At 32.7% G+C, this 975-nt stretch carries 1 protein-coding gene; it reads left to right on the top strand.

The annotated features are described in order from the left end of the window. The first annotated feature begins 220 nt into the window (after positions 1-220). Positions 221-907, top strand: a complete 687-nt coding sequence (locus RB298_RS31055; RefSeq protein WP_486050188.1) for a DUF2935 domain-containing protein — start codon at positions 221-223, stop codon at positions 905-907. Positions 908-975: the final 68 nt, after the last annotated feature.

The following is a 975-nucleotide window of genomic DNA, read 5'->3' as shown; positions in this document are numbered from 1 at the left end:
CAGGTATCCTTATGAAATTTGTAGCTGATCAAAAGCTTGCTAACTTGTAGAGACCTTATAAATCAAGGTCTCTTTTTATTCCTAAAATATTGATTATGTTAACTAATAGTGTATATAAAATACATAGCCTAAATGTTCTAGATTTTCTCTTATACATTAATATAAACAGGTTCTCTTTAATATGTATGAAAGGTAGCTATCTTATTAAGGGAGGAAAATAATGAATAGCATTTATACTCAACATGCAATTTTTGAACATACATTTTGGATTCGAGTTTTGAAAGACCATTCCCAATTTATTTTAGATGCTTTAGCAGAAAAAGAGAAAGAAGAAATACAAATGGCTAAAACGTTTATTCAAACGTTTACTACTTTGTTAGACAGTGTCAAAGGTCCGCCTAATAAAATAGAGAATCTTACAATGGAGGCTAAAGCCCAAGCATTATCACTCAAAGAATTTAAATTATCCTTGTTAAAAAAGCACCTAATAACTGATTTTACTATTCATCTTACACCTACTTTTCTAAATCATATGGTCAATGAACTTGATGAGTATTTACCAAGTCTTAACTACTTAGAGCAACAACAAGTTCCACCCACCTTTCATGAGCTCCACCATCATTTACTATGGACCTTAGATGCTGCAGGACATGCTGGAGCTATTTCAGATAGTCTTGATGCAGTAGAAAAGAAAATGAACAAAGACGTCAAGTTAGAAATCGAATTATTTCAAGTGTTTCTTCATGAGATAGAAGAATTGGAACTATCAAACGAAATGCTTAGCACGTTTTCTCCTTTAATGGCAGATCATATGATGAGGGAAGAATGCTACTATTTAACCAAGTTAGCGCAATCAACGAATACAGAAAATCCATCGTGTGACCCTACGTCATCCAATTATAAGTAGGTGTAGACTTTCTCCTTTGTATTTCCGAGATTTTAGGTAACCTAACGCTACACAAATAACTCTAAGAT

It is taken from the genome of Priestia sp. BR_2 (assembly GCF_041954005.1).
Classification (GTDB): Bacteria; Bacillota; Bacilli; order Paenibacillales; family Paenibacillaceae; genus Paenibacillus_AQ; species Paenibacillus_AQ lautus_A.
The sequence above is the reverse complement of the archived record's forward strand: the minus strand, read 5'-3'. Positions and strand labels throughout refer to the sequence as shown.

What these genes read in the sequence shown, in the direction of transcription:
- RB298_RS31055 (WP_486050188.1), top strand. Translation starts at nt 221, where the DNA reads ATGAATAGCATTTATACTCAACATGCAATTTTTGAACATACATTTTGG.